This is a genomic window from Salinimicrobium marinum, from assembly GCF_014651535.1.
In the GTDB taxonomy this organism is placed as follows: Bacteria; Bacteroidota; Bacteroidia; order Flavobacteriales; family Flavobacteriaceae; genus Salinimicrobium; species Salinimicrobium marinum.
This window is the reverse complement of sequence record NZ_BMXB01000008.1, coordinates 114,639-140,935: the sequence shown is the minus strand read 5'-3', so window position 1 is coordinate 140,935 and position 26,297 is coordinate 114,639. Positions and strand designations below refer to the sequence as shown.

General features: G+C 38.9%; 19 protein-coding genes and 1 other RNA gene. 12 read left to right on the top strand and 8 right to left on the bottom strand.

Going from position 1 to position 26,297, the window contains the following annotated elements; translation table 11 throughout:
- Positions 1 to 300 precede the first annotated feature (300 nt).
- The 5 genes from IE056_RS11295 to IE056_RS11275 all read right to left on the bottom strand — a co-directional run bounded on the left by IE056_RS11295 (position 301) and on the right by IE056_RS11275 (position 9,004).
- Complete coding sequence (locus IE056_RS11295) at positions 301 to 984, bottom strand: fibronectin type III domain-containing protein (protein ID WP_189604819.1); 684 nt, start codon at positions 982 to 984, stop codon at positions 301 to 303.
- Positions 981 to 4,679: a T9SS type A sorting domain-containing protein gene (locus IE056_RS11290; RefSeq protein ID WP_189604818.1), complete on the bottom strand. Its 3,699-nt coding sequence runs from the start codon at positions 4,677 to 4,679 to the stop codon at positions 981 to 983. Before IE056_RS11290 ends, IE056_RS11295 begins: the two co-directional genes overlap by 4 nt.
- A gap of 148 nt (positions 4,680 to 4,827) precedes the next feature.
- Complete coding sequence (locus tag IE056_RS11285) at positions 4,828 to 6,066, bottom strand: SGBP N-terminal domain-containing protein (protein ID WP_189604817.1); 1,239 nt, start codon at positions 6,064 to 6,066, stop codon at positions 4,828 to 4,830.
- Positions 6,067 to 6,082: 16 nt separating this feature from the next.
- On the bottom strand, positions 6,083 to 7,444 hold the full coding sequence (locus IE056_RS11280) for a PQQ-binding-like beta-propeller repeat protein (RefSeq protein WP_189604816.1): 1,362 nt from the start codon (positions 7,442 to 7,444) through the stop codon (positions 6,083 to 6,085).
- Between the two features lie 513 nt (positions 7,445 to 7,957).
- Entirely contained in the window at positions 7,958 to 9,004 is a 1,047-nt protein-coding gene (locus tag IE056_RS11275) for a hypothetical protein (protein WP_189604815.1), read from the bottom strand.
- A gap of 401 nt (positions 9,005 to 9,405) precedes the next feature.
- Here IE056_RS11275 and IE056_RS11270 point away from each other — a divergent pair, with 401 nt between their 5' ends.
- From IE056_RS11270 to IE056_RS11240, 7 genes are all read left to right on the top strand, one after another.
- Positions 9,406 to 9,621, top strand: coding sequence for a DUF6140 family protein (locus IE056_RS11270; protein WP_189604814.1), 216 nt, complete (start codon positions 9,406 to 9,408; stop codon positions 9,619 to 9,621).
- A 112-nt stretch (positions 9,622 to 9,733) separates the two neighbouring features.
- Entirely contained in the window at positions 9,734 to 10,108 is a 375-nt protein-coding gene (locus IE056_RS11265; RefSeq protein ID WP_229793737.1) for a hypothetical protein, read from the top strand.
- A 269-nt stretch (positions 10,109 to 10,377) separates the two neighbouring features.
- Positions 10,378 to 10,641, top strand: a complete 264-nt coding sequence (locus IE056_RS11260) for a hypothetical protein (RefSeq protein WP_189604812.1) — start codon at positions 10,378 to 10,380, stop codon at positions 10,639 to 10,641.
- 644 nt (positions 10,642 to 11,285) lie between these two features.
- Positions 11,286 to 11,675, top strand: a complete 390-nt coding sequence (locus IE056_RS11255) for a hypothetical protein (protein ID WP_189604811.1) — start codon at positions 11,286 to 11,288, stop codon at positions 11,673 to 11,675.
- Positions 11,672 to 12,097: a hypothetical protein gene (locus IE056_RS11250; protein WP_189604810.1), complete on the top strand. Its 426-nt coding sequence runs from the start codon at positions 11,672 to 11,674 to the stop codon at positions 12,095 to 12,097. The genes IE056_RS11255 and IE056_RS11250 overlap by 4 nt, the downstream gene beginning before the upstream one ends.
- A 298-nt stretch (positions 12,098 to 12,395) precedes the next feature.
- The gene (locus IE056_RS11245) at positions 12,396 to 13,931 is read left to right on the top strand and encodes a hypothetical protein (protein WP_189604809.1); all 1,536 of its coding nucleotides are present in this window, start codon (positions 12,396 to 12,398) and stop codon (positions 13,929 to 13,931) included.
- Between the two features lie 114 nt (positions 13,932 to 14,045).
- Entirely contained in the window at positions 14,046 to 15,041 is a 996-nt protein-coding gene (locus IE056_RS11240) for a hypothetical protein (RefSeq protein ID WP_189604808.1), read from the top strand.
- Between the two features lie 317 nt (positions 15,042 to 15,358).
- Here IE056_RS11240 and IE056_RS11235 read toward each other — a convergent pair whose 3' ends face one another.
- Both IE056_RS11235 and ssrA read right to left on the bottom strand, forming a co-directional pair.
- Positions 15,359 to 16,630, bottom strand: a complete 1,272-nt coding sequence (locus tag IE056_RS11235; protein ID WP_189604807.1) for a site-specific integrase — start codon at positions 16,628 to 16,630, stop codon at positions 15,359 to 15,361.
- 259 nt (positions 16,631 to 16,889) lie between these two features.
- Positions 16,890 to 17,289: a transfer-messenger RNA gene (gene ssrA, locus IE056_RS11230) on the bottom strand.
- Between the two features lie 186 nt (positions 17,290 to 17,475).
- Between ssrA and IE056_RS11225 the strand changes: the two genes are divergently transcribed.
- The 4 genes from IE056_RS11225 to IE056_RS11210 all read left to right on the top strand — a co-directional run bounded on the left by IE056_RS11225 (position 17,476) and on the right by IE056_RS11210 (position 23,209).
- Positions 17,476 to 18,681, top strand: a complete 1,206-nt coding sequence (locus IE056_RS11225; protein WP_189604806.1) for an NAD(P)-dependent oxidoreductase — start codon at positions 17,476 to 17,478, stop codon at positions 18,679 to 18,681.
- Between the two features lie 4 nt (positions 18,682 to 18,685).
- The gene (locus IE056_RS11220; protein ID WP_189604805.1) at positions 18,686 to 19,525 is read left to right on the top strand and encodes an endonuclease/exonuclease/phosphatase family protein; all 840 of its coding nucleotides are present in this window, start codon (positions 18,686 to 18,688) and stop codon (positions 19,523 to 19,525) included.
- 49 nt (positions 19,526 to 19,574) lie between these two features.
- A complete protein-coding gene (locus IE056_RS11215; RefSeq protein WP_189604804.1) occupies positions 19,575 to 20,366 on the top strand; it encodes an endonuclease/exonuclease/phosphatase family protein in 792 nt (263 codons plus the stop codon).
- A gap of 275 nt (positions 20,367 to 20,641) precedes the next feature.
- Positions 20,642 to 23,209, top strand: a complete 2,568-nt coding sequence (locus tag IE056_RS11210; protein WP_189604803.1) for an adenosylcobalamin-dependent ribonucleoside-diphosphate reductase — start codon at positions 20,642 to 20,644, stop codon at positions 23,207 to 23,209.
- Between the two features lie 123 nt (positions 23,210 to 23,332).
- On the opposite strand, the gene kdsA is transcribed toward IE056_RS11210, so the two are convergent.
- Entirely contained in the window at positions 23,333 to 24,151 is an 819-nt protein-coding gene (gene kdsA, locus IE056_RS11205) for a 3-deoxy-8-phosphooctulonate synthase (RefSeq protein WP_189604802.1), read from the bottom strand.
- A gap of 317 nt (positions 24,152 to 24,468) precedes the next feature.
- On the opposite strand from kdsA, the gene typA reads away from it, so the two are divergent.
- The gene (gene typA / locus IE056_RS11200; protein ID WP_189604801.1) at positions 24,469 to 26,268 is read left to right on the top strand and encodes a translational GTPase TypA; all 1,800 of its coding nucleotides are present in this window, start codon (positions 24,469 to 24,471) and stop codon (positions 26,266 to 26,268) included.
- Positions 26,269 to 26,297: the final 29 nt, after the last annotated feature.

The following is a 26,297-nucleotide window of genomic DNA, read 5'->3' as shown; positions in this document are numbered from 1 at the left end:
AATGGCGTATTATTTTTTGGATAATCAACCGTTTCAAGTATAAGGAATTGTAATCCTGTTTATCACCTTAATACAAAAAAGCCCCATAAACACTGGTGTTTCGGGGCTATAAAGTGGAGTCGGAGGGAACGACCGTTTTTTCAGATTTCCAGTGTTTTCAAGTCTTTCCAGAGGTTGAAAAAAATTGGTCACCGGATTGGTCTCGCTTTAACAAATTTTAACTCTTGAGGTACTTTAAAGTATATTCTGGTATGAAATGATTTCAAATGAGCAGGTTTTTAATTGTAACCTTAAAAAAACTTATTTCAAATGGAAGGACCAGGTTTTTCCTGTGGTTTTCGCATTATGTTCATCTTTCACAACTACTTTCCAGTAGTAGCTATTGTTTGCCTCAATTTCTACTTCATAAAAGGAGGTATGAACATTTTCGGCAATCAATTCTAGATCGGTGGTTTTTCCGAAATATAGATCGTAGGTTAGTTCATCCCCATCCAGGTCTTCTGCTTCCCATTCAAGTTTTACAGAAATCCCCGTAACAGTAGCTGCTTCTTCCGGAGCAATAAGGGAGGGAGCTCCAGGCAAGTAATTTGAAGATGCTTCCCCTTCCGTATAAAGTCTTCTTATACCAGAAAAAGGACTCTTGTTCCCATTAATATCTTTTGCTGTTACCCTCCAATAATAACTTTTTCCTTTTTCCAGCGAAACCGTAGTGGAAATGTCCCCGGTTTCGTCTGAAAAGAATAGTTGCTTGAAATCCTCAGTTGTAGAAATTTCCAGGATGTAAATAACTTCATCTTCTTCCGGATCATTTACTTCTTTCCATTCAAAGATTTGTACATCCGTTGTACAAAAAAGATCATTTTCCGGAGCTTGAAGCTGAGGTTGGGAGGGCGCTTTGTTACTGTTTTCAGATGAAGGCTGGTCTTCTGTACTACAGGACAGAAACAGGATAGCACAAAGACAGAGCAGATTTATTTTTTTCATTTTTTGGAAAATTTGATTGTTTTTGGAGAATGTAATCTAACTACTGCAAAGTAGATCCCGCTAACCAGATCCTCTAGTGGGAGGGAAACCACATTATTGGAAATGCTGTATTCTTTGGAAGACATTAAACTTCCCGAATTATTATAGATATCTACTTGTGTTGTTTTTTCCTCAGAATATGGAATAAGAATATGAAGGAATGAGGATGCGGGATTTGGGTAAGCGGTAAGGCTTTCGTCCAGATCAACCTCTAAGATTAATTTTCCTTCACAAGCAGCTTGTGAGGCAATTTCCAATTTATCCCCCTGCCGAACATTTACAGAGAAATCCGGAGAATCATATTCCCCGACGACAGATCCATTAATGCTTACAAAAAAAGGAGCTGTGCCCTCTTCCATATGAATATGGGTGGAATGGCCAACGGCATTTCGTTTAACCTGTGCATTACCGATGAGAGAAATTCCTCCTGAAATTGTGAATTCGAAGCACTGATAGAATTCCGGAGCAGCGGCGGCTGTTATACAGGCCGTATATTGTCCGGGACTGAGATTTTCCAGCTTTAATTGAGATGTGAAATTATATTCTTCGCCATTGATAGTTGCTGTGAAATTATGTTCTTCTTCAGCTGTAATTATGAGAGCACCGTTGTTTTTTCCGGTACAGGTTTCGTCAGTCACCTGCATACTCAAAATATCCTGACTTAGTTGAACTCCTTCTTCTGTAACGAACTTAAATTCTTCAGAAATTATTTCTTTTTGACCTTCTACAGCTTTTATCCGGTAAGAATAAGAACTGCCGGGAGCGAGGTTTAGCAATGTAGCTTTAACCGAAGTTGTGGTATTTCCACTTATTTCTGAAGGATTTGAACTGACGGACATATTAAACTTGTCGTTTTCTCCATATTCAAACCGGATATTGGTAAGGTATTTTCCACCAGGATTTATTAGTCCTTTAGCAATGACAGTATGGTCTTCTTTCATTTGTGCTCCATCAGGCACCACAATAGATTCTTTTGAGGTATTAAAAACTCCAATGGAACTGTAAACAATTTTTTTGCCCATGGTACCACGTAACCTGAAATAATAGGTTTGTTCAGGGTTGAGATCGGTGAGCGTTGAAGAAACAAATTCCGAATACCATATTGAAACCACATCAGGTGTTGCGGCTATTTCATTTTCAAATTCGCGTGTTCCATATTCAAAAGCAAGATTTTCAAGGTCTTCAAGATAGGCAGTAACGTTAGCCGATAAGGAAACATTGTTATCTGTAATATGTGGAGCATGAAGGTTTATCCTATATTCTGCCTGTGTTTTAAATTCCCTTACATGACTATAAATCACTTTTCCTTCGTGTATCGCCTTGATCCTTACCTGGTATTTTGTGTCCGCTTCCAGTTCGTTAACTTTCGCCTGTACATTTCTTGGATTATTGGGACTTACGGATACTGGTGACGCAGAAATACTTTCTGCAAATGGATTGTCTTCGGTACCATACTGGAATTCTATTTTAGAAATTTCTGCTTTATTCGCTATGATATCCGCACTAAATGTCACAGAATTCATAACCTCAACATAGGGAGAATATAAATTCAACTCATAGTCAGCCTTTGTAGTGAACTCCATGATCTGGCTATATACATTGCTGTTCCCAACGGTCCCTCTAATCCTGTATTGATATTTAGTAGCTGGAAGCAGATCATTGGCTTCCACAGCCAGAGTGGCAGATTCATTTTCTGCAACAAGAACAGAAGTTGAAATTATTTTATCAAAATTATTATTGGTGCCGTATTCAAACTGGATATTTTTTATATTTCCTACGTTGGCACTGGCATTGCCTATTAACCATGCGCTGTTGTTCGAAATTTCTTCTGCAGGGCCGGCTAATAAGCTAAAGGGATCAAAAGATACTTTACTTTTTAAAATTTTCCCGTGAGTTCCAGAAAGGTATATTTGTTTATCATCTGATATGTCTATGGAATTCATCTTGTAAAAAGCAGCATTTTTTTGCCAGCTGGATCCTCCATTAATGGTCTTCCATAAACCTCCATCATCGTCCACTGTGTAACCTACATTAGCCGAATAAAACTTTATCTGCATGTAGTCCTGGTAAGGCACCTCTAATTTTCTCCAGGATAACCCACCGTCTGTGGTTTTGTAAATTACCCCGCGTTCCCCTGCCAGGTAACCTATTTTCTTATCTACAAAATACATACTCGTAAGCGATTCTTCAGTTTCGAATATCTCCTCCCAGTTTTCCCCTGCATCTGTGGTTTTATAGATCCTTTTTCCGTAGTAACCTACTTCTCTGGCATAGCCTGTTTTTTCATCTATAAACTGCATTTCGCCAAAACTATTGCCTTCCACAATAATCCAGCTGTTTCCTCCATTCGTGGTTTTGAATACACCTTTTTGATTGTACCCGCCACTGACGAAGCCCGTTTTTTCATCAATAAAATCCATGGAGTACAGGTTGTCCCTCATAATATCTTCTCCACTGTTGGTTTGTACCCAGGATTGACCCCCGTTCGTAGTTTTATAAACAGCATAATAATAATTGGAATTTCCCACTATAGCATAACCTATGTTTTCATTAAGAAATTCGAATTTACTTAATCCGACTCCTTCTACGGGACTTCCCATATCCTGCCAGGTTTTTCCGCCGTCCCTTGTTTTAAAGAGTTTAGACCAGATTGAAGCATAGGCAATATCACTTGTTATAAGCTGAAATTCAGATACATCATCATAAAAAGGTGAATATTGATCCCACGAGCTGCCACCATCTTTAGTCTTGAGGATCCTTCCCCGTTGCCCTACTACGTAACCCTCTGTGCTATTATGGAAATAGATTCCAAACATACTGGTTTGATCATAGCGCCCATTCTGAAAGCTGATCCATTCCCAGGTGTCGCCTCCGTCACTGGTTTTGAAGATTACCCCGTTATCTCCGGTAGCAAAACCTGTTTTTTCATCCAAAAAGAAAAGAGAATAAAAGGCATCTGTAGTATTCCTAGTTTCCTTCCAGGTTTCCCCTCCATCTATAGTCTTTAATATTGTACTGTGTTGTTTGGTGGCAAAGCCAACTTTTTCATTGACAAAATAAACGGTAAAGAAATCATTGGGGTAGATGCTAGTCTTCTCCGTAATCTTCCAATTTTGCCCTCCATCAACTGTTTTAAGAATAAAACCACCCTTACATACCGCGTGTCCTGTTAGAGCTCCTGTAAAGAAGGTTTTAGTAATGGCATAATTACCTCCTATGTTATGAGATTTCCATGTGGCTCCACCATCATCAGATCTTACAATAGTTTTCGTACCAGAAAGAATGATGGTCTTATTTTCAATGATCTGTACGGAATTAAAATTATCTGAAGAACCTGTAGAAACTCTTGTCCAGGTCTCCCCACCATTTTTTGAAGTAACCACATATCCTCCAGTTCCTACTATGAAACCAGTATTCTCAAGGAAATCAATGTCTGCTGCCCCCTGTAGTTCCATTTTTTTGGTCCAGGTCACGCCGGCATCCTCAGTAATTAAAAGCTCTTTTGCCGTTATTATAAAACCTTTACTGGTGGAAACAAAAAGAACATCCTTACCTGTTTCGGGGGAAGGGGTGGGGTTTAGAAGTTCCCAATTATTTTGTGCATATGAGGTAAAAGTGATGAGAAAGATAAAAATTATAGGTAGAATTCTTGCCATAAGTTTATTATAAAGGTGGGGTCGGTTCCGAAGAAATTTTTTTCAATAATAAATTTTTACTTCTTCCCAACAGGTGCTTTTTTTTGTCGTTTTGATATTAGGAAAGAAAGAGGATAGATATTGTGAAATCGCTGTCAGTTCAATCTCATCATTTAAACATGGTTTTAATGCTTCTGCCAATACGCGAGGTTTCGGGGTCAAAAAAGGTGATCTTCTTCTCCTGGGGCTCACGACCATAATAGGAAGGGTACAGGCGATGGTAATTATAATCGGCTTCAAAATTCATTTCTGTTCCGTCTTCATTCACCCATATTTTTACTTTGGAACTATTAGCATAATTATACAGTATATAATCACTACCGTTAGATGGTATAATTATCCCATCAGTTAGATGCTCTCCGTAGATTTTAAGTACGTCCTCCCTCTCAAATATTTCCTGGCTTAGGGATTGTGGATTGGGAGCATTTTCAAACTTTACATCAAAACCACCAAATTCCACTTTATAACCTTGTTTCTCAAGTATTACTGTGTACATATTTGTTGGGGTGTCATCGGGAATTACAAAGGTAACAGCGTAATAATCTATCCCGGAAGATGTATCGGTATAGGAAAAATGATACTCCAAATTTTCCAGGTGATATTTCTTTGATCCGTCGAAAAGATATACAGTGGGGTTCACTCCCTCATTCATTAAAAACCTTCCCATAATTCCGGCTTCTGCACCAACATAAAATTTTTGGTTATCTGGGAAATACCTGCCAATAACCCTTTCTATTTTTGGCTCATTTACCTGTACTACATAAGTACGGCTATCCCCATTTTCTGCGGTCACTGTATAAGTTACCGGTGCTGTAAAATCTAATGCCTTTCCTAAAGGAGGGTCAATAGAAGCATGATCGGGAAGGGAAATTGTCGGCGTAAGATCGTTGATTTCTGTAAAAGGCACATCGGCACGAACTATTCCTGTATTTCTGTCAATACTGGCTTGGATGGTTTCACCGTCAACTTCAAAGGTTAAGCTGTTGATCTCATTATCTGAAGAAATAGACCGGTTACTCACAAGGACGCGGTAAACATTGGGTGAACCATCTTCTGCATAAACTGTATAGGAAACCTTTTCCCTGAAATCCTGAGCCTGATTAGGGGATGGAGCAATTCTTGCATTTTCAGAATATTCTATAGTGGGTTTTAAAGAGGAAACATCTTTCCCTTCGGTCGAAAAGCTAATAGTGTTTTCTTGTTGATCTATTTTCCCCTCAAGTTGTTCATCATCTATGTTCAGGATAAATGAAGAAATGAGATTTTTACTGCTTAATTCCCGGGGTTTTTCTTCTTTACTGCAGGAGAGGGCCAGGACAGAAAGAAGAAACAAACATAATTTTTTCATTGCTGGAGTGTATAAATTAAAGGTGCATGCCATGATCTGAGGAATAGATTATTTTCTCGGTTTCCCCAATTACGAGGGTAGGAGAGGTGACGGAGAATTCCACATTTCCTTCTTTCCATTCAATTTCACCGGTTGCCGCGTTGATGCAGTGCAATCTCGCAGTGTGAGAACTTATATAAACCTTGCCATCATACACAACGGGAGAGGACCAAATTTCCCCTCCCAGGGAGGTGTCCCACAAGTGTAGGCCTGTGGCAGCATCAAAACAAAAAAGTTTATCTCCTGCTCCTACGTAGATCCTTCCATTCTCAATAAATGGAGAGGATTGGGAGTACATATCTACACTATTCTTCCAGGTAATTTCTCCGGTATCTGCTTTTACAGAAATAATTTCGTCTCCTGCTGTGAAAATTATATTTTGATTAAAAGCAACAGGAGTCGTTTGGGAGTTTTTTCGGTTGTACAAGCTATAATTCTTTTTTCCGGTATCCTTGTTCACAGAATAGAAGCGACCGTTATTGTCCTGGAAAAATATGTTCCCATTATAAATCAGAGGAGCATGCTCAATTTGAGGTGCAAGACTACCAACGGGACGATCTAATTCAAAACCCCATGCTGTCTCTCCCGAAACTTTGCTGATTTTAATAAGATCATCGGTTCCACGTTGCGTTGCGTAAAGGTGATCTTTATCCATAGAGAACCTGGAAATACTTCCAGAAAGATGTACTTCCCACTGTTTTTCCTGGCGTTCAAGGTCAACACAAATTAAACTTCCTTCCTGTGCTTTTGCAAACAAAAATTTGTCATCTGCAAGAATATCACGATAGCCTGTATAATAATCGTTCACTACCGGTTGTGCTTCCCAAACCTTCTCTCCTGTTATTATGTTGCGTGCGATGAGATTCTCAAAGCCTAAAAACACGAGACCGTTTTGAATGCTGTTTACACGTTCCTCGGTACGAGCCGTCCAAAGCCTTTGATGAGTATGAAGGTCAATGGCCACTACATGGGCACTTTGGAAATCTGTAACTAATGCAATTTTACTGGTTGGACTTCTAAAATCGAACTTGAGCTCAGATGTACCGCCGTTTTTATCTGTGGCGATGATAGTACCTTCATAGTCTTGGTTATACTTGACGGTGGTTGACATGTGATTTTTTGTTATTGGTCCTTCAATGAGTTCGGAATTCAGGTACACATTGTAATAAATATCATCCTCATCGGCATCCTTAGCCGTTGACCAGCTAATACTTGCTGCTGTACCGTTAAAGGTTAAATCTTCCAGTTCAAACCCGGAGGGTACAGCGTTTCCTTCCTCTTCTTTAGAACAAGCAAACAAAACCAGGCAAAGAGCCAGGCAACAAAATTTTTTTAACATGGTATGTTGTTGATAGCCTGTAGGGGAGGGGCTTGATAATTTCGACAAATATGTGAAAAAAATCTTAATATTTATGTGGGGAATAACGAATACGCATTAATTTGTTTTCAAAAGGTGTTTTAGAATGCAAATCCAATACAACTGGATTGGATTTTCCAGGGGCTCAACCTGTAAATCGGTGCGAATTCAAAGGAGTTTCTTTGGTAAAAGAGCGCTTAACCGTGCTTTGTTACAACATTGAAAAAGCCGTAAAAATAACTTCTGCAAAAAATAAGGGTACTTCTATCCTCATAAAACTATAGGTCTAACGGTTACTTTCACATTTCATACGTCTACTAAACGAATTTTATTGCCTGTTACTTAAGCCTTATTTTTGACGACAGATAAAGAAAAGGTACTGTTGTATCTATTCAAAAATTGCTCCGGATCATACATTATAAGGGGGGGTATAAAGTTTTTCCGGGGCAATTATTATTTTGTTGTTTTTGAGATCTTCAAAAGATCATATCCTTCTTATAAAGAGATTGGCTCTACCACGGAAGGCAGGTCCGTTACCTCTTCAAAAAGGTTTGGAGAATCTTCTAAATTACAATTCCCTTCCCGGAAATGGTAATAATCAACATAATTATTTCCGTTGTAAAGGGATCTAACGTCCTCATCTGTTATAACGCCGCGTCTTATTAATGAGTTGGGAGCACTCGAGCCCACACCGTCCAACACGGTAATCTCGAAATAATATTGATCCTGTCCAGCAGTATCGGGTAGTGCTATGCAAATGGGTTCCGATCCAATTTCAGATATTCCATTTTCAAAATCATCTGAGATCCAAATTCCGTTTTGAAGGTTCTCGTAAAGCAGAGTTCCTTTAGGGGCAGCATCATCTCCACTGAAGCTCCATACATTTACACTATAGCTTACTGCCTCTATATGCCGTCCATTCTCATCACAATAATTGCCGAAAATACAGAACTTTATCGCCTCGCTGGTCTGTAAGTCAAAGAAGAGATAACCGTAGTAATTAACCAGCCGGTTATCATAGCAAAGTACATCCACATTTACATATTTCTTTGTTCCTGCTCGCAGATCAATCTCAAGGGGTAACGAAGAATCTACGAGGCCGGAAAAATTCACCTCTTCACCTTCTTCCCTTGGAGCTATCCAAACAACCTCAAGATCCTCATTTAGAACCCGGAAATATTCTAAGGTATAAATACCCGGTAGAAGTTCCAGTTCCAGAGTTTCTTCAGTGAAATAAATTCCCTGGTCATCCTGTTTTACTACTAATCTTAATGGTTGCTGGGATGTCCCTGCTACGGGTACTTCTTGATGAGTTACAAATACTTCTACAAAGGCCGGAGCATTCTGGCTACACTGCGGGATATTTCCCAGTTGTTGTTTTACTGCTTCACGGCTGGAAGTAAGATCATTGAGTACAGCAGCAAAGGAAATAGAAGTTTTCCCATTGTTTGTCTCATTTAAAATTTCATTGTCATTGCTACAGGAGCATAACATGATCGCCAGAATTAATGATAAGGTGCCGGTAAGAAATGAATTTTTCATATAATATGGTTTAGAAGGTTATGCAGGTTCTAAGATCTATAAGCGAATTAACTATGTTCTATGGGGGAGAATTAGAACATGTAATCGGATGAAATACAGTGTTTTAAATCTAATCAAAAAGGATGAATAAAAAATCACTGCCATTCATAATTTTTCACGTTTACTTCCGATTTCCACACGTTTACTAAACCAGGTCTCTTCTCTTTAACAAAAAATTTAGTTTTGAAGGAAATCAAGTACAGCGATGGCCTTACTATCAGCTACTCTCGAATGAAATGCTATAAAGCCGTGTTATAAAACAATGAAGGGTAGAGAAATGTGGTGAGGGATATGGACGTTGGCCGGAATTTTTAAAATAAGATTAGCGTCATTGGGAAAATTCCTGCAAAAAAAGAAATGCTATGGCATTATACAAAATAACCACCAAAAGGAAATTCGTGAATGGCAATCTTTTGATTGACAAAGGAATGACTGTGCAGGATTCGTCTTTTGCTGCAAATCCGTTGGACTATGATGAAGGCACTGATGTAAATAATGCCTTAATAATAATTTACGGAATAGATTTAAAACCTCAAGGTCTGCTGAGTACCACGTTTTTGGAAGTGGAGAAGATATAAGCAAAGCCTGGGGATGTAGAAAAATTCCAGATTATATTATACCATGTTAGACCCGAACCGCCCGTACCACCGCACAGAAATAAATTTACTATTTACTAAAGTAAAGGCACAAATGCATCAAGAAGCACTGGCCAGAGGTGGTGACGGAAAAACACTTTATACCGATTGCTACACAGGAGAAACCTTACGCGGTGGTGACCACTATGATTATGAGCACATTCGTTCTTCAAAAGCGGTTTTTATGGCTTATCGCGACCGCTTAACAAATTCTGAAATTGCAGAGGTGGTAAATTGCGCGGAGAATGTGACCGTGACTTTACGAACCATTAATCAGTCTAAAGGAAAAACGAGGATAGAAGATTGGCTGTCGAATACTGACAATGTCACTAACCATCGAATAAGCATAGCATTAGCTAAAAGTGCTGCAGCTAAAGCAGATATGGGAATTGAACAAAAGGTAAAAAAAATACTTTCAAGAGCTAAATGATCCCGGGATATCTAGCTAATGTTCTGATATATATATGGTGACCTGCGATTTGTTACCTTTTAGTGGTCCTCACCACAAAAAGCAAAATCGAATAAAAAGTAATTCTGGAATACCTGCTCCAGAACTGTATCAAGAACTGGATGATGCAGATGTGCTAAGGAGTCAGCCTGCCCCGGTCTAATTTATCCAGCCAGTTCAACTATCAGAACCAATAAAACCAACTCTTATAATTTACAATTTTACTGGATATTATCCCTAAAAAAATAAATATGAAATCTAAAAGACTGATTACAATAGTTCTATTTCTATTTCTGGTTCTTTGCCTGACATCTTGTGCTCCTGCAGGTCCAACAGAATATGAATATGGTTTCTTTTCAGGGGTGTGGCATAGTTTCATTTCTCCTATTTCGGTAATAGGCAGTGCTTTTAGTTCTGAAATTGCTGTGTACGCAGTAACCAACAATGGATTTTGGTATTATTCAGGGTGTGCTATTGAATTAATTGTCTTTTGTGTTATCATGTTCAGAAAGTAGATTTCGGAAATGAAACAATTTTTTTTCGCAATCCATTATACGAAAAAATTCACCTGATGCATTTCCCTTATAAGATCATCAATTAATTTGTTACTGTTCCTTTCGGTGACCTGGGGCTGATTTGAGGCCTTGTAATTCGATTCAGTGCTGACAATGCCCCATTTGAGACCTGTGTTTCCTGCTGATCTGTTGTGCCAGGTTCCTAAAATAGATCAAATGCACCTCCTGATTTCTTATTTTTTACCTATAACAATCATTCTTTCAAATTCAATTACCGGCACAATTCCCTGAAATCGCCCCACAATGGAGCCGTAAAAGCAGGGTGAGTATTTTTCGGATGAGCAAATAAATATTCTATAGAGACCTAGTGCTGAAAATTTATTCGGCAGCACCTGGAGCTATTATCTAAAAGTAGGATTTTTTCTTCTAAAGTACGTAGTGTGAGTATCAGATTCAGAAGGGCCGACAGGTTTTTTCAGGGGTTACAGCTCCATTTGCACATGTAGAAAGCTGATAGCGACTTAATTTATATAAATCAATCAGCAGAATAGAAAATAAAATTTTCAACTAAAAAGAAAAAGATTTCCTTCTGACGACAAGTTTTGGCGCTTTGGATCGATAGTTTTGGCTAAACAGAAAAAGGTATGACACTCGAAGATTTTTATAACCGGCCTGTAGCTTTTACAGAATTTGTTGTGGAAATATTGCTGAACAATGGCTGCTCTCTCGACTTTGGAACAGCATATGGGATGGATTATCTCACCGTCACTTCGGAAGGTTCGGCAGGAGAAAAACAGTTTGTAGTGGCATTGCGGAGCGAGGAAATTCGGAAAAACCTTCTTCCGGTACTGAGGTTTACAGAAGAGAAACCGGAAAGGAAAATTTTCCTCTGCGTCCTGAATCCGAAAGATAAGCAATTCCTGGAGGGGGTGCTTATGACAAGAACGAACAACGTTGAGGTATATCAATTACCGCTTATCGACAGGTATCGGTTCTACCGAAGAGAATTTGAATCGAGGAAAAGGAAGATATGAAAAAGTCGATTCTTTTTTCGCTTCTGTTTATGATCTCTGGCATTTCACTGAGCCAACCTATCCATCTGGAAAACCGTTACGGCAAAAAAGTGCTTTTTGTAGAAGACAGGAGCATTAAGAATGAGGACCGATATGGTGAAAAACTCTACCACTGGGATGGGGTCACAATTCGTCGAAAGGACAGGTATGGAGATAAATTATATCATATTTCCCGAAACGAGGTACGGCATAAGAACAGGTACGGAGAAAAATTATATTTCTTCGATGGCCAGACTATAAGAACTAAAGATCGCTTCGGCAGAAAATTGTACTTCCTTGATGGTAGGGTGTTGAGGGAAAAAGATAAGTATGGCGAGGCGATATTTTATTTTAAAGGTATTCCTGAAAGATGGGTACTCATAGCGACTGTGGGATATTTATGAATTTACTGGTAATCAATTGCTTAGGTGAATATGTTTTACGTTTACTTCCAGATTCCGTACGATTACTAAGCGAGTTCCGTTTGGTTTAACAAAAAATTTAGTTTTGAAGAAACTCTGGATAGTCATAGTCGTCCCTAAAATAATTGCTCCCGGAACATGTATTATATGTAGGGGTTTAATATATCCTGGGAGCAATATTAACTGTGATTTTTTACGATTTGAAGCTTGATCGTTCTCAAGGAGCGATCAATAACTCGCATTAATTTAGTAGACCCAAATTTTTCTAAATAACCAAATCATGATACCTACATTAATCACAGAAGGTGTTCTATCAAAAAACCGTTTTTGGAAAGAAGGGAATGATTATGAAGAAGGAGTTTATTTAGCGTATGAGCGATTTGAAGACCACCTAACTGTTCAATATTTGCTCGAGCAGTGTTCTGAATTAGAGCATGAGTTCAAAGAAGGTGGGAAACTCCGTAATTATGTAAAAGATGAAAATGCGATTTATAGATATAAAGGACTAATTGAAGCTTTTTCTATTCAGGTTCCTGAGAAAAATGGAAATGAGTTTTATACTCTTATTCCTGATCTTAAGGATAAATATCCTGTTGTCGAGTCCTTTGTCGAAAGTTTACTTTGGAGAAAGGTCCAAACCATTAATGAAGAGTCAAAAAAATATGTGAATGAACATGTGTTTTCCTACCAAGGCACGCATGATTATTTCTGGGAAATTATTCTTGCGGTTACAGGAATACCAAACCATTTTTTTAATGCTCATTCTCTACATAATCACTTAATAAAATTCTCTCTCGCTGACCGAGATGCAAATTGGACTCAATTGCTCAAATTCAAATATGATGATGAATCATCAGTAAAACGTCTTATAGATTGGGCTTGGAATCAGACGGACAAATCGCACATTTCTGATGAATCGGTTTTGCTTTCTAGTATCACGTTGGCATGGTTTCATACTTCTACAAATAGAAAGCTCAGGGATTGTTCCACAAAAGCATTGGTTTCTTTACTTCAAAATAGAATAGATGTGTTACTAAAACTCTTGAAAATATTTGAAGGAGTTAACGACCCATATGTTTATGAACGGTTATTCGCTGTTGCATACGGATGTACCTTAAGAACTGACCAAAAAGAGAAAATAGCTAAGCTAAGTGAATACATTTTTAAAACAATTTTTAGCGATCCAACAGGTGTAATTCCACACATATTATTAAGAGATTACGCAAGAGGAGCAATTGAATATGCGAATTACCTTGGTATAGAATTAAGTTTCGAGTTATCAGAGGTTCGACCTCCATATCAAAGTGTTTGGCCAGGAGAAATTCCTTCTCGTGAAGAACTAGAGGAAAAATATGATAATGATAAATATTGGGATATTTGGCACTCAGTAATGGGATTTGAAGACTTTGCGAGGTATACAATAGGAACTAATAGTGGTGCCTCAGATTGGTCCGGTTGCAAAATAGGTGAAACACCCATTGATAGAGAACAGATTTTTGAAGAGTTCAAGAATAAATTAGGCTCTGAGCAACTGGAATTATTGAATTGTCTTGATCCGATAATAACGAAAGAACCTGATGACGATTTTAAGTTTGGAGATGGGATTGAGATTAAAATTGCCGTTGGTCGAAAGACGGAAGAAGAGTTAGACGAGATAAGAATTAAATTTAAAAAATTATTAACACCTGAGTTTTTATTTCAATATGAGCAAGAAATAGAACCATTTTTAGATCATAATTTCAAAATTATTAACACGGGGGAATATTTTGATTTAAGGATTGCACAAAGATTAATCTTTTCAAAGGTCATTAATTGATGGAATCCAGATCTGCACCTTTCGTTTGATAAAAAAAATCATTCTAACGGAAGAAAGGCTTCTTCTAACGAACGAATAGGAAAGAAATATCAATGGATAGCATATTACGAATATATGGCACTTCTATGTGATAATTTCATTAAACAAGAAAGATGGGGAAATAAGAAAGAAAATCCATATCAGGGGCCATGGGATCCTTATGTTAGAGATATTGACCCGACAATGCTAATTAGTGAAACAGGAAGTTATGATGATGAACTGCAACAAGAATTTTGGTGGGTTAACAAAAATATATTTAACTGGGATTGTACAAATGAAAAATGGGTAAATGATTCAAGTGTCTTACCCAATATGGAAGAAATCATCCAGATAAAAGATGATAAGGGAGAAGAATGGTTGGTTTTGGAGGGTTACCCCTCTTGGTCAGAACCAAAAAAAATTGGTGAAGAAAAATGGGACCAACCGCATAAAGAACTTTGGTGTCATATTAGAAGTTATCTAATCAAAAATGATGAATTCAATTCATTTAAAGATTGGGCTATTGAACAGGAATTCATGGGGCGTTGGATGCCTGAAAGCGGTGACAGATATGAAATGTTCAGCAGAGAATATTATTGGTCACCTGCTCAGGATTATTTTATGACTGAATATTATGGAGGGTCTGAATGGAAAGAAGTCCACGACAAAGAATCAGGGAAATATGTAGCTGAAGTCAATGTAACTGCACAAGGCTTTTTATGGGAGGAAGAATTTGACAAGTCGAAAGAGGAAACGATTAGCTTTTTAAAACCAAGTACTGTAATTCATAAGGGTATGGATTTAAAATATAGTGAAAGGGAAGGAGAGTTTATGGACAACTCCAAAGTGGTGCAATGTTTTGCTCCTAATGTTTATCATAATTCAAAATCTTACTTGCTTGTTCGAAAACCTTCTTTTTTGAAGTTTTTAAAGGAGAACAATTTAAAGATTGTTTGGACGGTATTGGGAGAAAAACAAATAATAGGCGGACGATCATTCGGAGCGGACTACCCAGAACGGTTAGAAATTAGTGGGGCTTATTATTTTGATAAAAAAGAATTAAAAGGAGTAATTAATACTAAGAAAACTTGACGTGGGCATCCATACACATAGGCAAGTAGCTCAACGCAGCCGCACAAGCCAGAACCTTGCCAAAGAGTAGGGCTGCCCAATGCACAAAAGAATAAAAAGCACGGGCATCCAATCGAGTTGACGGCTCTGCCAGTAACGGACGGAGTGCGCCTCTCACACCACCGTTAATACGGGGCTCGTATACGGCGGTTCACCATCATGAGGGTGTAAATAAACTCTTTCTGAATGAGATTAATAAATAATTCTATTCAGAAAGAGTTGAATTTACAGACCCCCATCCATTTTTTTGATTGCTCTTTCAGAATATTTTCTAAATTTTAAATTTGATTTTTAAACCTTCTTTTTTTTTCATCTGTAGGTGTTTCCGCTTCTTTTTCTGCCAGTTTTATTTTTAAAGCCTTCATATCATCACTTATTTTTCGGTCGACGATTTTTGCATAATGCTGAGTAGTCCTTAAATCTTTATGTCCAAGCATTTTACTCACAGATTCGATAGGTACGCCATTTGTCAAAGTAATAGTAGTTGCAAAGGTATGCCGCGCCAGGTGAGTGGTGAGAGGTTTCCTTATCCCGCACATAACTGCTATCTCTTTCAAAAATGCATTTGATTTTTGATTGCTTAAAACCGGTAAAATATAATCTCCTCCTTTTACTTCAGGATGATCTTTATACCTATCCAGAATTTCTTCAGCAACAGGTAATATAGGAATGCTGCTAAGGGTCTTTGTTTTGGTTCTCCTTGTCCTAATCCATTTACCGCCATCGATTCCTGTAGTAATATCAGCCTCACTTAACTTTTTTACATCAGAATAGGCCAGACCCGTATAACAGCTAAAAACAAACATGTCCCTCACCAGTTTTAATCGGTCCAGGTGAAGGTCTTTATTTATTAGTTGTTGAACTTCCTCCTCATTTAAGAATTCACGTTCCACGGTTTCGAACTGGACTTTGTAATTGTAGAAAGGATCCCGGTCCATCCACTGGTTGGCCAGTGCTATCCGCACAATTTTTTTAAAGTTGTTGACATATTTCAATGCGGAGTTGTGATTGCATTCCCGTTTAGTCTTGAGAAAATATTCTAATTTGGAGATGAATTGGTGATTGACATCATTTATCGGGTAATCATCTGCCTTATACTCTTCGTTGATGAATTGTTCCAAATGATTATAGCAAGTCCAGTATCTCTTTGATGTACTCTTAGAAATACTTTTACCCGAGAGACGATCCATCTGTTCATTATGTTCTTTAAATACTTCCAGGGTCATCTTGGGCTTCGGTTTGTTTTCACCTTTTAATTCCTGGATCATTCTGGAAGCCGTAATAGGTTCTTCGTTATCAGACAATATCTGATGAATTTTATTCAGCTTATGACGAATATTATTGATGTGGGTATTGATCTCTTTCTCATTTGTATTGTTACCCATGACTTTTTCCATTTTACCGTTCCAATATTCGGGTTGGATTCTACGTGAAATACTGTATTCCATTCTTTTTCTGTCAACGGTAAGTCTCAAGTAAATAGGTGCAAGTCCGCGTTTATTTTTCTTTTTCGCGAGGAGGTGAAAGTGGGTGTGAAAATCAGTTTTCATAAGCTTTAAAAATTTTAGGTCTCGATAGGTCACCCAAAGTAGCTAAAAAGAGTATACGATTTAAAACTTTAACTTTATATAAAGAATTGAAAAACAGTAATTTAAAGGCTTGGCGAGACCCCTTTTTTGGTCACTTAAGGGGGTCACCGTATTGGTCTCGTTTCAGATGGAATTAAATGATATTAAATGATATCGTTAAAAATGAAAAACCCCGTAAATCCTAGGATTCCGGGGTTTTTGATCGAGTTTGATACTCAAAAAGTGGAGTCGGAGGGGTTCGAACCCTCGTCCAAACAAGCAACTCAATTGCTTTCTACACGTTTAGTTTTCACTTGATTGTCGATGCAAAGCCGGCCGAAAACCACCAACTTTACACGTATCCTCAATTAGATTTCGAAACCGCATCAAGGCCCTGCGGTTCCTATATTTACTTTATCGGTGCCTCTGTTGTGGACGCCGTAAATCAAGGCTTCCACGAGACATCTTGGCTCCCTGCCTTGCAGGGACTAAGCAATCCTACTATGATTCGGATTATGCAGCCAAGGCGTAGTTATTCTCGCCGTTTAAAAAAGTGTGAAATATGAGATTTACGAGCTGTATCCCAGCGCTCGACGTGCTTACAACTCAGTTAGACTCGCTGTCAAAACCAAGTCGACCCCATTATGTAAAGAACTTAAAAAACATTATTGCAGAATTTGTGCCATAAATGTTTCGGAAATATCTTCGCCAAAACTTCAGGTAAAAGCATCGAAATGTGCATTGAAGCTTCAGGAAGGTGACAAAGATACAGTTTAAAATTTATATCTTTGAAGAACACCCAATAAAAAGCAAAACCTGTACCAAAAATGATAAAATTCGGAATCATTAAAGAGAGAAAAACTCCGCCAGACAGAAGAGTGGTTTTTTCTCCTCAAAAACTAAAAGAAACTGTAACTAAATTTCCGGAAGCACATTTTAAGGTAGAAAGTTCAAAGATCAGGATCTTTCCTGATGATGCCTACCGGGAAGCTGGTTTTGAAGTGTCTGAAGATTTGTCAGACTGTAACGTGCTCCTGGGAGTGAAGGAAGTCCCTGTTCCGGCTTTGATCCCAGATAAAAAATATTTTTTCTTTTCACATACCATTAAAAAACAACCTTACAACCGCGATCTTTTGAGGGAAGTTCTCCAAAAGAATATTGAGCTGTACGATCACGAAGTGATTGTGAAGAAAAACGGAACCCGACTCATTGGCTTCGGAAGATATGCGGGTTTGGTAGGGACCTACAACGGCTTTAGGGGCATTGGTTTGAAGGAAGGAATTTTTGACCTTCCGAAAGCAGAAAGCTTGTCTGATCTTGATGCTATGCTGCACCAACTTGACGGAATTGAAGTGCCGCCCATAAAGATCCTGCTCACCGGCAGCGGTAAGGTTGCCCGGGGCGCTAAGGAATTACTTGATCATTTAAACATTAGAAAAGTAAGTCTTAAGGAATATTTGCAGGAAGGGTTTGAAGAGCCGGTATACTGTTGTGTAGATGTACTGGATTATAACCGGCGTAAAGCCGGCAGGGAGGCTTCAAAAAAGGAATTTTTCAGCAGTCCCGAAAAATATGATGGAAATTTTATGCGCTTTGCCCGGGAAACAGATTTTTTCATCGCAGGACATTTCTATGGACAAGGGGCTCCGGTTTTTTATTCTGCTGAAGATATGAAAGATCCCGATTTCAGGATCAAGTATGTGGCAGATATTTCCTGCGACATCAATGGCCCAATTGCAAGTACCATACGACCATCTACTATAGCTGAGCCTTTCTACGGCTACAACCCAACAAACCATTCCGAAGTTGATTTTAAAGAAAAAGATGCCATCATGGTAATGGCAGTAGACAACCTGCCTTGCGAATTACCCAAAGATGCCAGTGAAGGTTTTGGAGAAATGTTTTTGAAAAATGTTATTCCGGCTTTTTTCAATAATGATAAAGACGGCATCCTGGAGCGGGCAAGAATGACTAAAGATGGTAAACTTACTAAACGTTTTGAATATTTACAGGAATACGTGAATCAATACTAAAAGGATGAAAATTTTAAAAAGCATTGTCGTTTTACTAATATTCGTGTGTGTGCCCGGTGCAGCCACTGCCCAAATGGAAGTCATGTCATACAACATTAAGTATGCAAATGAAAATGATGGAGAGAATTCATGGTCCAAGAGAAAGGCTCATCTAACAGCTCAACTGAAGTTTTATGAACCTGAAATTTTTGGAGTCCAGGAGGCTGTTTTGGAGCAGCTGGAACATTTTGAGGGCAGTATGGAAAATTACAAATATGTAGGCGTAGGACGTGAGGACGGAGCTGATAAAGGAGAGTTCAGTGCTATTTTTTATAAATCTAAGGAGTATGAGGTGCTGGAAGAAGACACCTTCTGGCTTTCTGAAACACCAGATAAACCTGTAAAAGGCTGGGATGCGGCCCTCCCCAGGATCTGTACCTGGGCACTTTTTCAAAAGAAAGATTCCGGGGAAAAGTTTTATGTTTTTAATACACATTTTGATCATATTGGGGAGCAGGCCAGAGAGGAGAGTGCGGAATTAATAATAGATAAAATCGAAGAGATAAACATTAAAGATTTTCCCGTGATCCTCATGGGAGATCTAAACCTGGAGCCGGAGACAAAACCCATTCAGTTTTTGTCTGAACAAATGAATGACAGCAAAAACGTAGCTGAAAAAGTGGTTTTTGGTCCGGAAGGTACTTTTAATGGATACCACTTTGATGAACCGGTAACAGACCGTATTGATTACATTTTTATAAATGAAGGCTTTAAGGTGCTTAAATACGCGGTTTTAAGTGATTCAAAAGATCTTAAATATCCATCAGATCATTTACCGGTGTTCGTAACCCTTGAACTACAATAGGTTTTAGATTATTCTCAGAAGTAATAAATAGTATTAAAGATAGTGTTCTATGGCCGGGGAGAATAGCCTTCAGGTAATGTCCTACAACATTAAATATGCTACCGAAGAGGATGGAGAGAATTCCTGGTCTAAACGAAAAGACCACCTTAAGGATTTGATCTCGTCTTACAATCCCGACATTCTTGGGGTGCAGGAAGCACGGCAGTCACAATTGCAGTTTTTGGAGGAACAGCTTGAAGATTTCAGCTACTTTGGAACAGGAAGAGAGGGAGGTGAAAAAGGGCTGTTTAACGCTATTTTTTATAGAAAAGAGCTTTTTGAAGTCTCGGGGCAGGCGACCTTCTGGTTGTCAAAAACGCCCTTAGAGCCTTCTATAGGATGGGATGCGTCCTATAAACGTATCTGCACTTACGGATTTTTAAAACATACGATCACCGGTGAAAAATGCTGGGTCTTTAATACCCATTTTGATCATCAGGGAAAACAGGCTGTGAAAGAGAGTGCCGAACTTATCATAAAGCAAATTGTTGCCGTTAATACAGGGAATGATCCTGTAATCCTCATGGGGGATTTTAACCTTGAACCTGAAGACCTTCCAGTTCAATATCTGGCGAAAATTCTCAACGACAGCAGAAAGATATCCGGGAAGGTGACCCCGGGTCCTGAAGAGACTTTTAATGCCTATGAATTCGATGAGGAGCCCATAGGGAGATTCGATTATATCTTTGTAAATGAAAAGGTTGAAGTGCTAAATTATGCAGTGCTTACAGAATCCAATGAGGAGAAATATCCTTCAGATCATTTTCCGGTTCTGGTAAAACTAGTGCTGAAAAAGGAATAGATTTTTCAGTAAAATTATTTTAGTTTGTAGCAGGATAAAATCCTTCGGAAGATGAAAAAGTGTTAAAATTTTAAGTTTTTCATCGTATATTTACCGAAGAAAAATTTGAATAATTCGTTTGAGCAGCCGCAAAATCTGAAGGTGCCAATTTCACAACTTTCTTTAATAATTTTTTCAACAGTGAGTAGTTGATAACAACTTCCCAATTGGCTGTTGAAAAATCAACTATTCAAATAACTTTACATTTCTTTCTTTAAATAAAATAATTAGCTGCCATGGTTGAAGAACTATTTAGTACCCAGACGTATACCTATGATGAAGTGTTGAAGGAATCTTTAAAATACTTCAATAATGACGAACTTGCTGCCACCACCTGGATCAATAAATACGCGATCAAGGACCGGGAAGGTAATTACCTTGAATTGACGCCCAACGATATGCACCATAGAATGGCAAAAGAATTTGCCAGAGTGGAAGCAAAATACTCCGACAGATCTTCGGGAATAGAAAACCTTTCGGGATATGGACGAACCAGGGAACCTTTAACCGAGGAGCGCATTTTTGAACTTTTCAAAGACTTTAAATACAGCATTCCGCAGGGAAGTGTCATGGCCGCTCTTGGGAATGAACAAATGATTGCATCCCTTTCCAATTGTGTGGTGGTTCCACCAGTGCACGATTCTTACGGCGGAATCCTTTATACAGATCAACAACTGGTGCAGCTGTTCAAAAGACGTTGTGGGGTAGGAGTGGACCTGTCTGGGTTGCGTCCAAAAGATGCGTTGGTTTCCAATGCTGCGGGAACTACAACCGGAGCCGTTTCCTTTATGGACCGCTTCTCTAACACCACCCGTGAAGTTGCCCAGAATGGAAGAAGAGGTGCCTTAATGCTTACTATTGATATTGCTCATCCCGATGTGGAGGATTTCATCACTGTAAAACAGGATCTTAAAAAGGTAACCGGAGCTAATATTTCTGTACGACTTTCAGATGAATTTATGAAGGCTGTTGTTGAGGATTCAGACTTTACACTTCGCTGGCCAATTGAAAGTCCGGAGCCAAAATACACTAAAACCGTTCGTGCAAAAGAACTATGGGAAACGGTAATTAGATGTGCACACAATACAGCCGAACCTGGCTTGATCTTCTGGGATAAGCAGCATACGTATTCAACATCTTCTTTTTACCCGGGATTCAAAAACAGTTCAACAAACCCTTGTTCAGAAATTGCCATGCAAGGAGGAGATTCCTGCCGATTGATTGCGGTAAACCTTTACAGTTTTGTGGATGAGCCTTTTACCGAAAATGCTACGTTCAACCACGAGAAATTCTATAAAGTGATCTATGAAACCCAGCGTTTAATGGATGATTTAGTAGACCTCGAACTGGAAGCAGTAGAGCGTATCCTTGCTAAAATCTCCAATGATAAGGAACCCGATTTTATCAAACAGAATGAAATTGATACCTGGAAATTACTTGCTGAAAATGGTAAGAACGGAAGACGTACAGGTTTAGGTTTCACAGCCCTTGCCGATGCTGTTGCTGCTTTGGGAATCAAGCTTGACACCGATGAAGCTTTGACCGAAATCGATAAGATCATGCAAACTAAACTGAAAGGTGAGTTTGACAGTAGTATCGATATGGCGATCACCCGTGAGCCTTTTAAAGTTTTTGATCCTGCCATTGAAGAAAAATCTGATTTTGTGCAAATGCTGAAGAATGAATTTCCGGAGATCTACGGTAGAATGATGCAGCACGGGAGAAGGAACATTTCCATAAGTACAGTAGCTCCAACAGGAAGTTTAAGTATGCTTGCACAAACTTCCTCGGGAATTGAGCCGGTTTTTATGCTTGCTTACAAGAGAAGAAGAAAAGTAAATCCATCAGAAAAGAATGCAAAAGTGGCATTTGTCGATGATACGGGAGATGCTTTTGAAGAATTCACAGTATACCATCCAAAAGTTAAAACCTGGATGGCAGCCGCCGGAAAAGAAGCTATTGAAGAAAGCCCGTATGCAGGCGCAACAGCTTCAGAAATTAACTGGCAAAAAAGGGTAGAAATGCAGGCCCTTGTTCAGAAATATACTACCCACTCCATCAGTTCCACCATCAATTTAGCGAGTGATGTGAGTGAGGAGAAAGTGAGTGATATTTACATTGAATCATGGAGACAGGGTCTAAAAGGAATTACTGTTTATCGTGATGGATCACGTAGCGGAATCCTTGTTTCTTCTGATGATAAAAAAGATAAAAAAGAGAAGAAAGAAGCTATTCAGGAATCTGTTTTTGCTGAAACTTTTGCTCCGAAGCGTCCGAAGAAACTGGAAGCTAAAATTGTTCGTTTCAATAACGAAAAAGAAAGATGGATTGCTGTTGTTGGACTATTGCACAACCGTCCTTACGAAATCTTTACCGGAAAGATGGAAGACGTATTCAATCTTCCAAACTGGGTAGCCGATGGATGGGTGCTTAAAAATAAGGATGAAGATGGAAGGTCACGTTACGATTTCCAGTTTAGTGATAAACACGGATATAAAGTGACGATAGAAGGACTTTCAAGATCCTTTAACGAAGAATACTGGAACTATGCTAAGCTGATTTCTGGAGTGCTTCGCCACGGAATGCCGATACCTTACGTTGTAGATTTGATCAACAACCTGAACCTTCTGGATGAAAACATCAACACCTGGAAGGCCGGTGTGGTTCGTGCTTTGAAGCAGTTTGTTCCCAACGGAACACCCGCAGCCGATAAAAAATGTGAGGAATGTGGAGATCCTGAAGGAATCCATTTCTCTGAAGGATGTCTTGAATGCAAAAGCTGTGGTTACTCCAAGTGTGGGTAAATTACTGAAGAAACTTTCACAATAAAAATAACCCCGGCATTGTAGAATGTCGGGGTTTCTTTTTGATGAGAACGCACAAATTTTAAAAACCTGTGAGTTCTTTTTATATTTGACAATATATACTTAAAACGAGTTAATCGTCTTTCTGATGGCGGTTAAATTCGTCAGTAATCTTTCAAGATATTTTAGGTCCAGCATATTTGCTGCATCACTTTTTGCTACTGAAAGATCAAAGTGGGTTTCAATGAAAATTCCGTCTGCTCCTGTGGCAATTCCGGCGCGGGCGATGGTCTCGATCATATCGGGCCGGCCTCCAGTTACTCCGCTGCTTTGATTGGGCTGCTGTAGTGAGTGGGTCACGTCCAGAACAGTCGGTGCAAATTCTCTCATTGTAGGAATTCCCCTGAAATCCACGATCATATCCTGATACCCGAACATTGTTCCGCGGTCAGTAACCATCACCTGCTCATTGTTGCATTCTTCCACCTTCCGGACCGCATGTTTCATACTCTCCGGACTCATAAACTGACCTTTTTTGAGATTCACTACTTTTCCGGTTTCAGCAGCGGCCACCACCAAATCTGTTTGACGCACTAAGAACGCCGGAATTTGCAGTACATCCACATATTCTGCAGCTAATTTTGCGTCGCTTACTTCATGGATGTCTGTTACGGTAGGAATTTGAAAATTTTCAGAAACCTTCCGAAGGATTTTTAAGGCTTTTTCATCACCAATCCCGCTGAAGCTGTCAATGCGGCTTCTGTTTGCTTTTTTAAAGGAGCCTTTGAAAATGTAGGGAATTTCCAGTTTGTCGGTAATCTCCACCACTCTTTCGGCAATGCGCAGGGCCATGTCTTCACCTTCAATGGCGCAGGGTCCTGCTAGCAGGAAAAAGTTGTTGGAATCTGTATGTTTTAACTGTGGAATATTTTTCAAGTTCATAGTACAAAATTTAGAACAAAGATACTTTTTTTACAATTTCTGCCGATTCTCTGCTTTAAATTCTGTGGGTTTTTATTTAAAATGAACAGCTATTCAGATTTTGCAGTTCTTTATTCTTATTGACATCTAAGAAAAACAATATAAGGCAGGAGACCACCTAAGTTTATTGGTTTTAAAAGAGTTAAGGTTTGCAACAAGATAATTAACTGATAGTCAAAATTGTATGTTGAATAATAAATTGAAAAGAATTCAGCATGAGGCTGTTTTTTTCGAAAAAAATAAACGTACCTTTGCAGCCTTAAAAATCAGGCGTTTATATGACATCTATTAAAAACATTGCGATTATCGCACACGTTGACCACGGAAAAACTACTCTGGTAGATAAAATTATGTACCATTGTCAACTTTTCAGGGAAAACGAAAATACCGGGGATCTTATCCTTGATAACAACGACCTGGAGCGGGAACGTGGAATTACCATCACCTCCAAAAACGTTTCGGTTGTTTACAAAGACACAAAAATTAATATTATCGATACTCCTGGTCACGCCGATTTTGGTGGGGAAGTAGAGCGGGTATTGAATATGGCAGACGGGGTTTTACTTTTGGTAGATGCCTTTGAAGGCCCAATGCCTCAAACAAGGTTCGTACTGCAAAAAGCGATCGATCTTGGATTGAAGCCTTGTGTTGTAATAAATAAAGTGGACAAGGAGAATTGTACTCCCGAAGAAGTTCACGAAAAGGTCTTTGACCTTATGTTCGAACTTGGTGCTGAAGAGTGGCAATTGGATTTCCCAACCGTTTATGGTTCTGCAAAGAACAACTGGATGAGCGATGACTGGAGAAACGAAACCAAAAATATTGAGCCATTGCTTGATATGGTAATAGCACATATTCCTGCGCCAAAAATCGAAGAAGGATCTCCTCAAATGTTGATCACATCCCTTGACTTTTCTTCCTTTACCGGAAGGATCGCTATTGGGCGTCTTCAACGAGGGATTTTGAAAGAAGGAATGCAGGTTGCACTTGTAAAACGTGACGGAAGCATCAAAAAAACAAAAATAAAGGAACTTCATACTTTTGAAGGTCTGGGAAGAAGAAAAATTGAAGAAGTACAGGCAGGAGATATTTGTGCGATCGTGGGATTGGAAGGTTTTGAGATTGGAGATACTGTTGCCGATATTGAAAATCCAGAAGGATTAAAGACTATTGCGATAGATGAACCTACCATGAGTATGTTGTTCACTATTAACGATTCCCCTTTCTTCGGAAAAGACGGAAAATTCGTGACTTCAAGGCACATAAAAGACCGCCTGATGAAAGAACTTGAAAAAAACCTGGCACTTCGTGTAAACGAAACTGACAGTGCAGATAAATTTCTTGTTTTTGGTCGTGGTGTATTGCACCTTTCGGTATTGATCGAAACGATGAGAAGAGAAGGCTATGAAATGCAGATTGGACAGCCACAGGTTATCATTAGAGAAATTGACGGAGTAAAATGTGAGCCGATTGAAGAATTGACCATTGACCTTCCGGAAGATGTTTCAGGAAAAGCGGTTGAGATGGTGACCATGAGAAAAGGGGAGATGCTTAGCATGGAAGGAAAAGGAGACAGAATGACTATTCAGTTCATGATCCCTTCCCGCGGAATTATTGGTTTACGTAACCAGTTGCTTACAGCGACTGCAGGTGAGGCTATTATGGCTCACCGTTTCAAAGAATACCAGCCTTTAAAAGGTGGAATCCCCGAGCGCCAGAACGGTTCTTTGGTTTCTATGGAAAAAGGGAAAGCTATTCCTTATTCTATCGATAAACTACAGGATAGAGGTAAGTTTTTTGTAGATCCGGGAGAGGATATCTACGAAGGTCAGGTGATTGGAGAGAATTCACGTCAGGATGATATGGTAGTGAACATTACCAAAACCAAAAAGCTTTCTAACGTACGTTCTTCTGGAGCAGATGATAAAGCGAAGATCGTTCCTGCAATAAAATTCTCTCTTGAAGAGGCTTTGGAATATATTCAGAAAGATGAATATGTTGAGGTAACACCAAACTTCCTACGTCTAAGAAAAATCTACCTTACAGAAAACGACCGTAAAAGGAATAAGATCATGTAAAAACGAAGTACTGTTTAAAAAGTACAAAT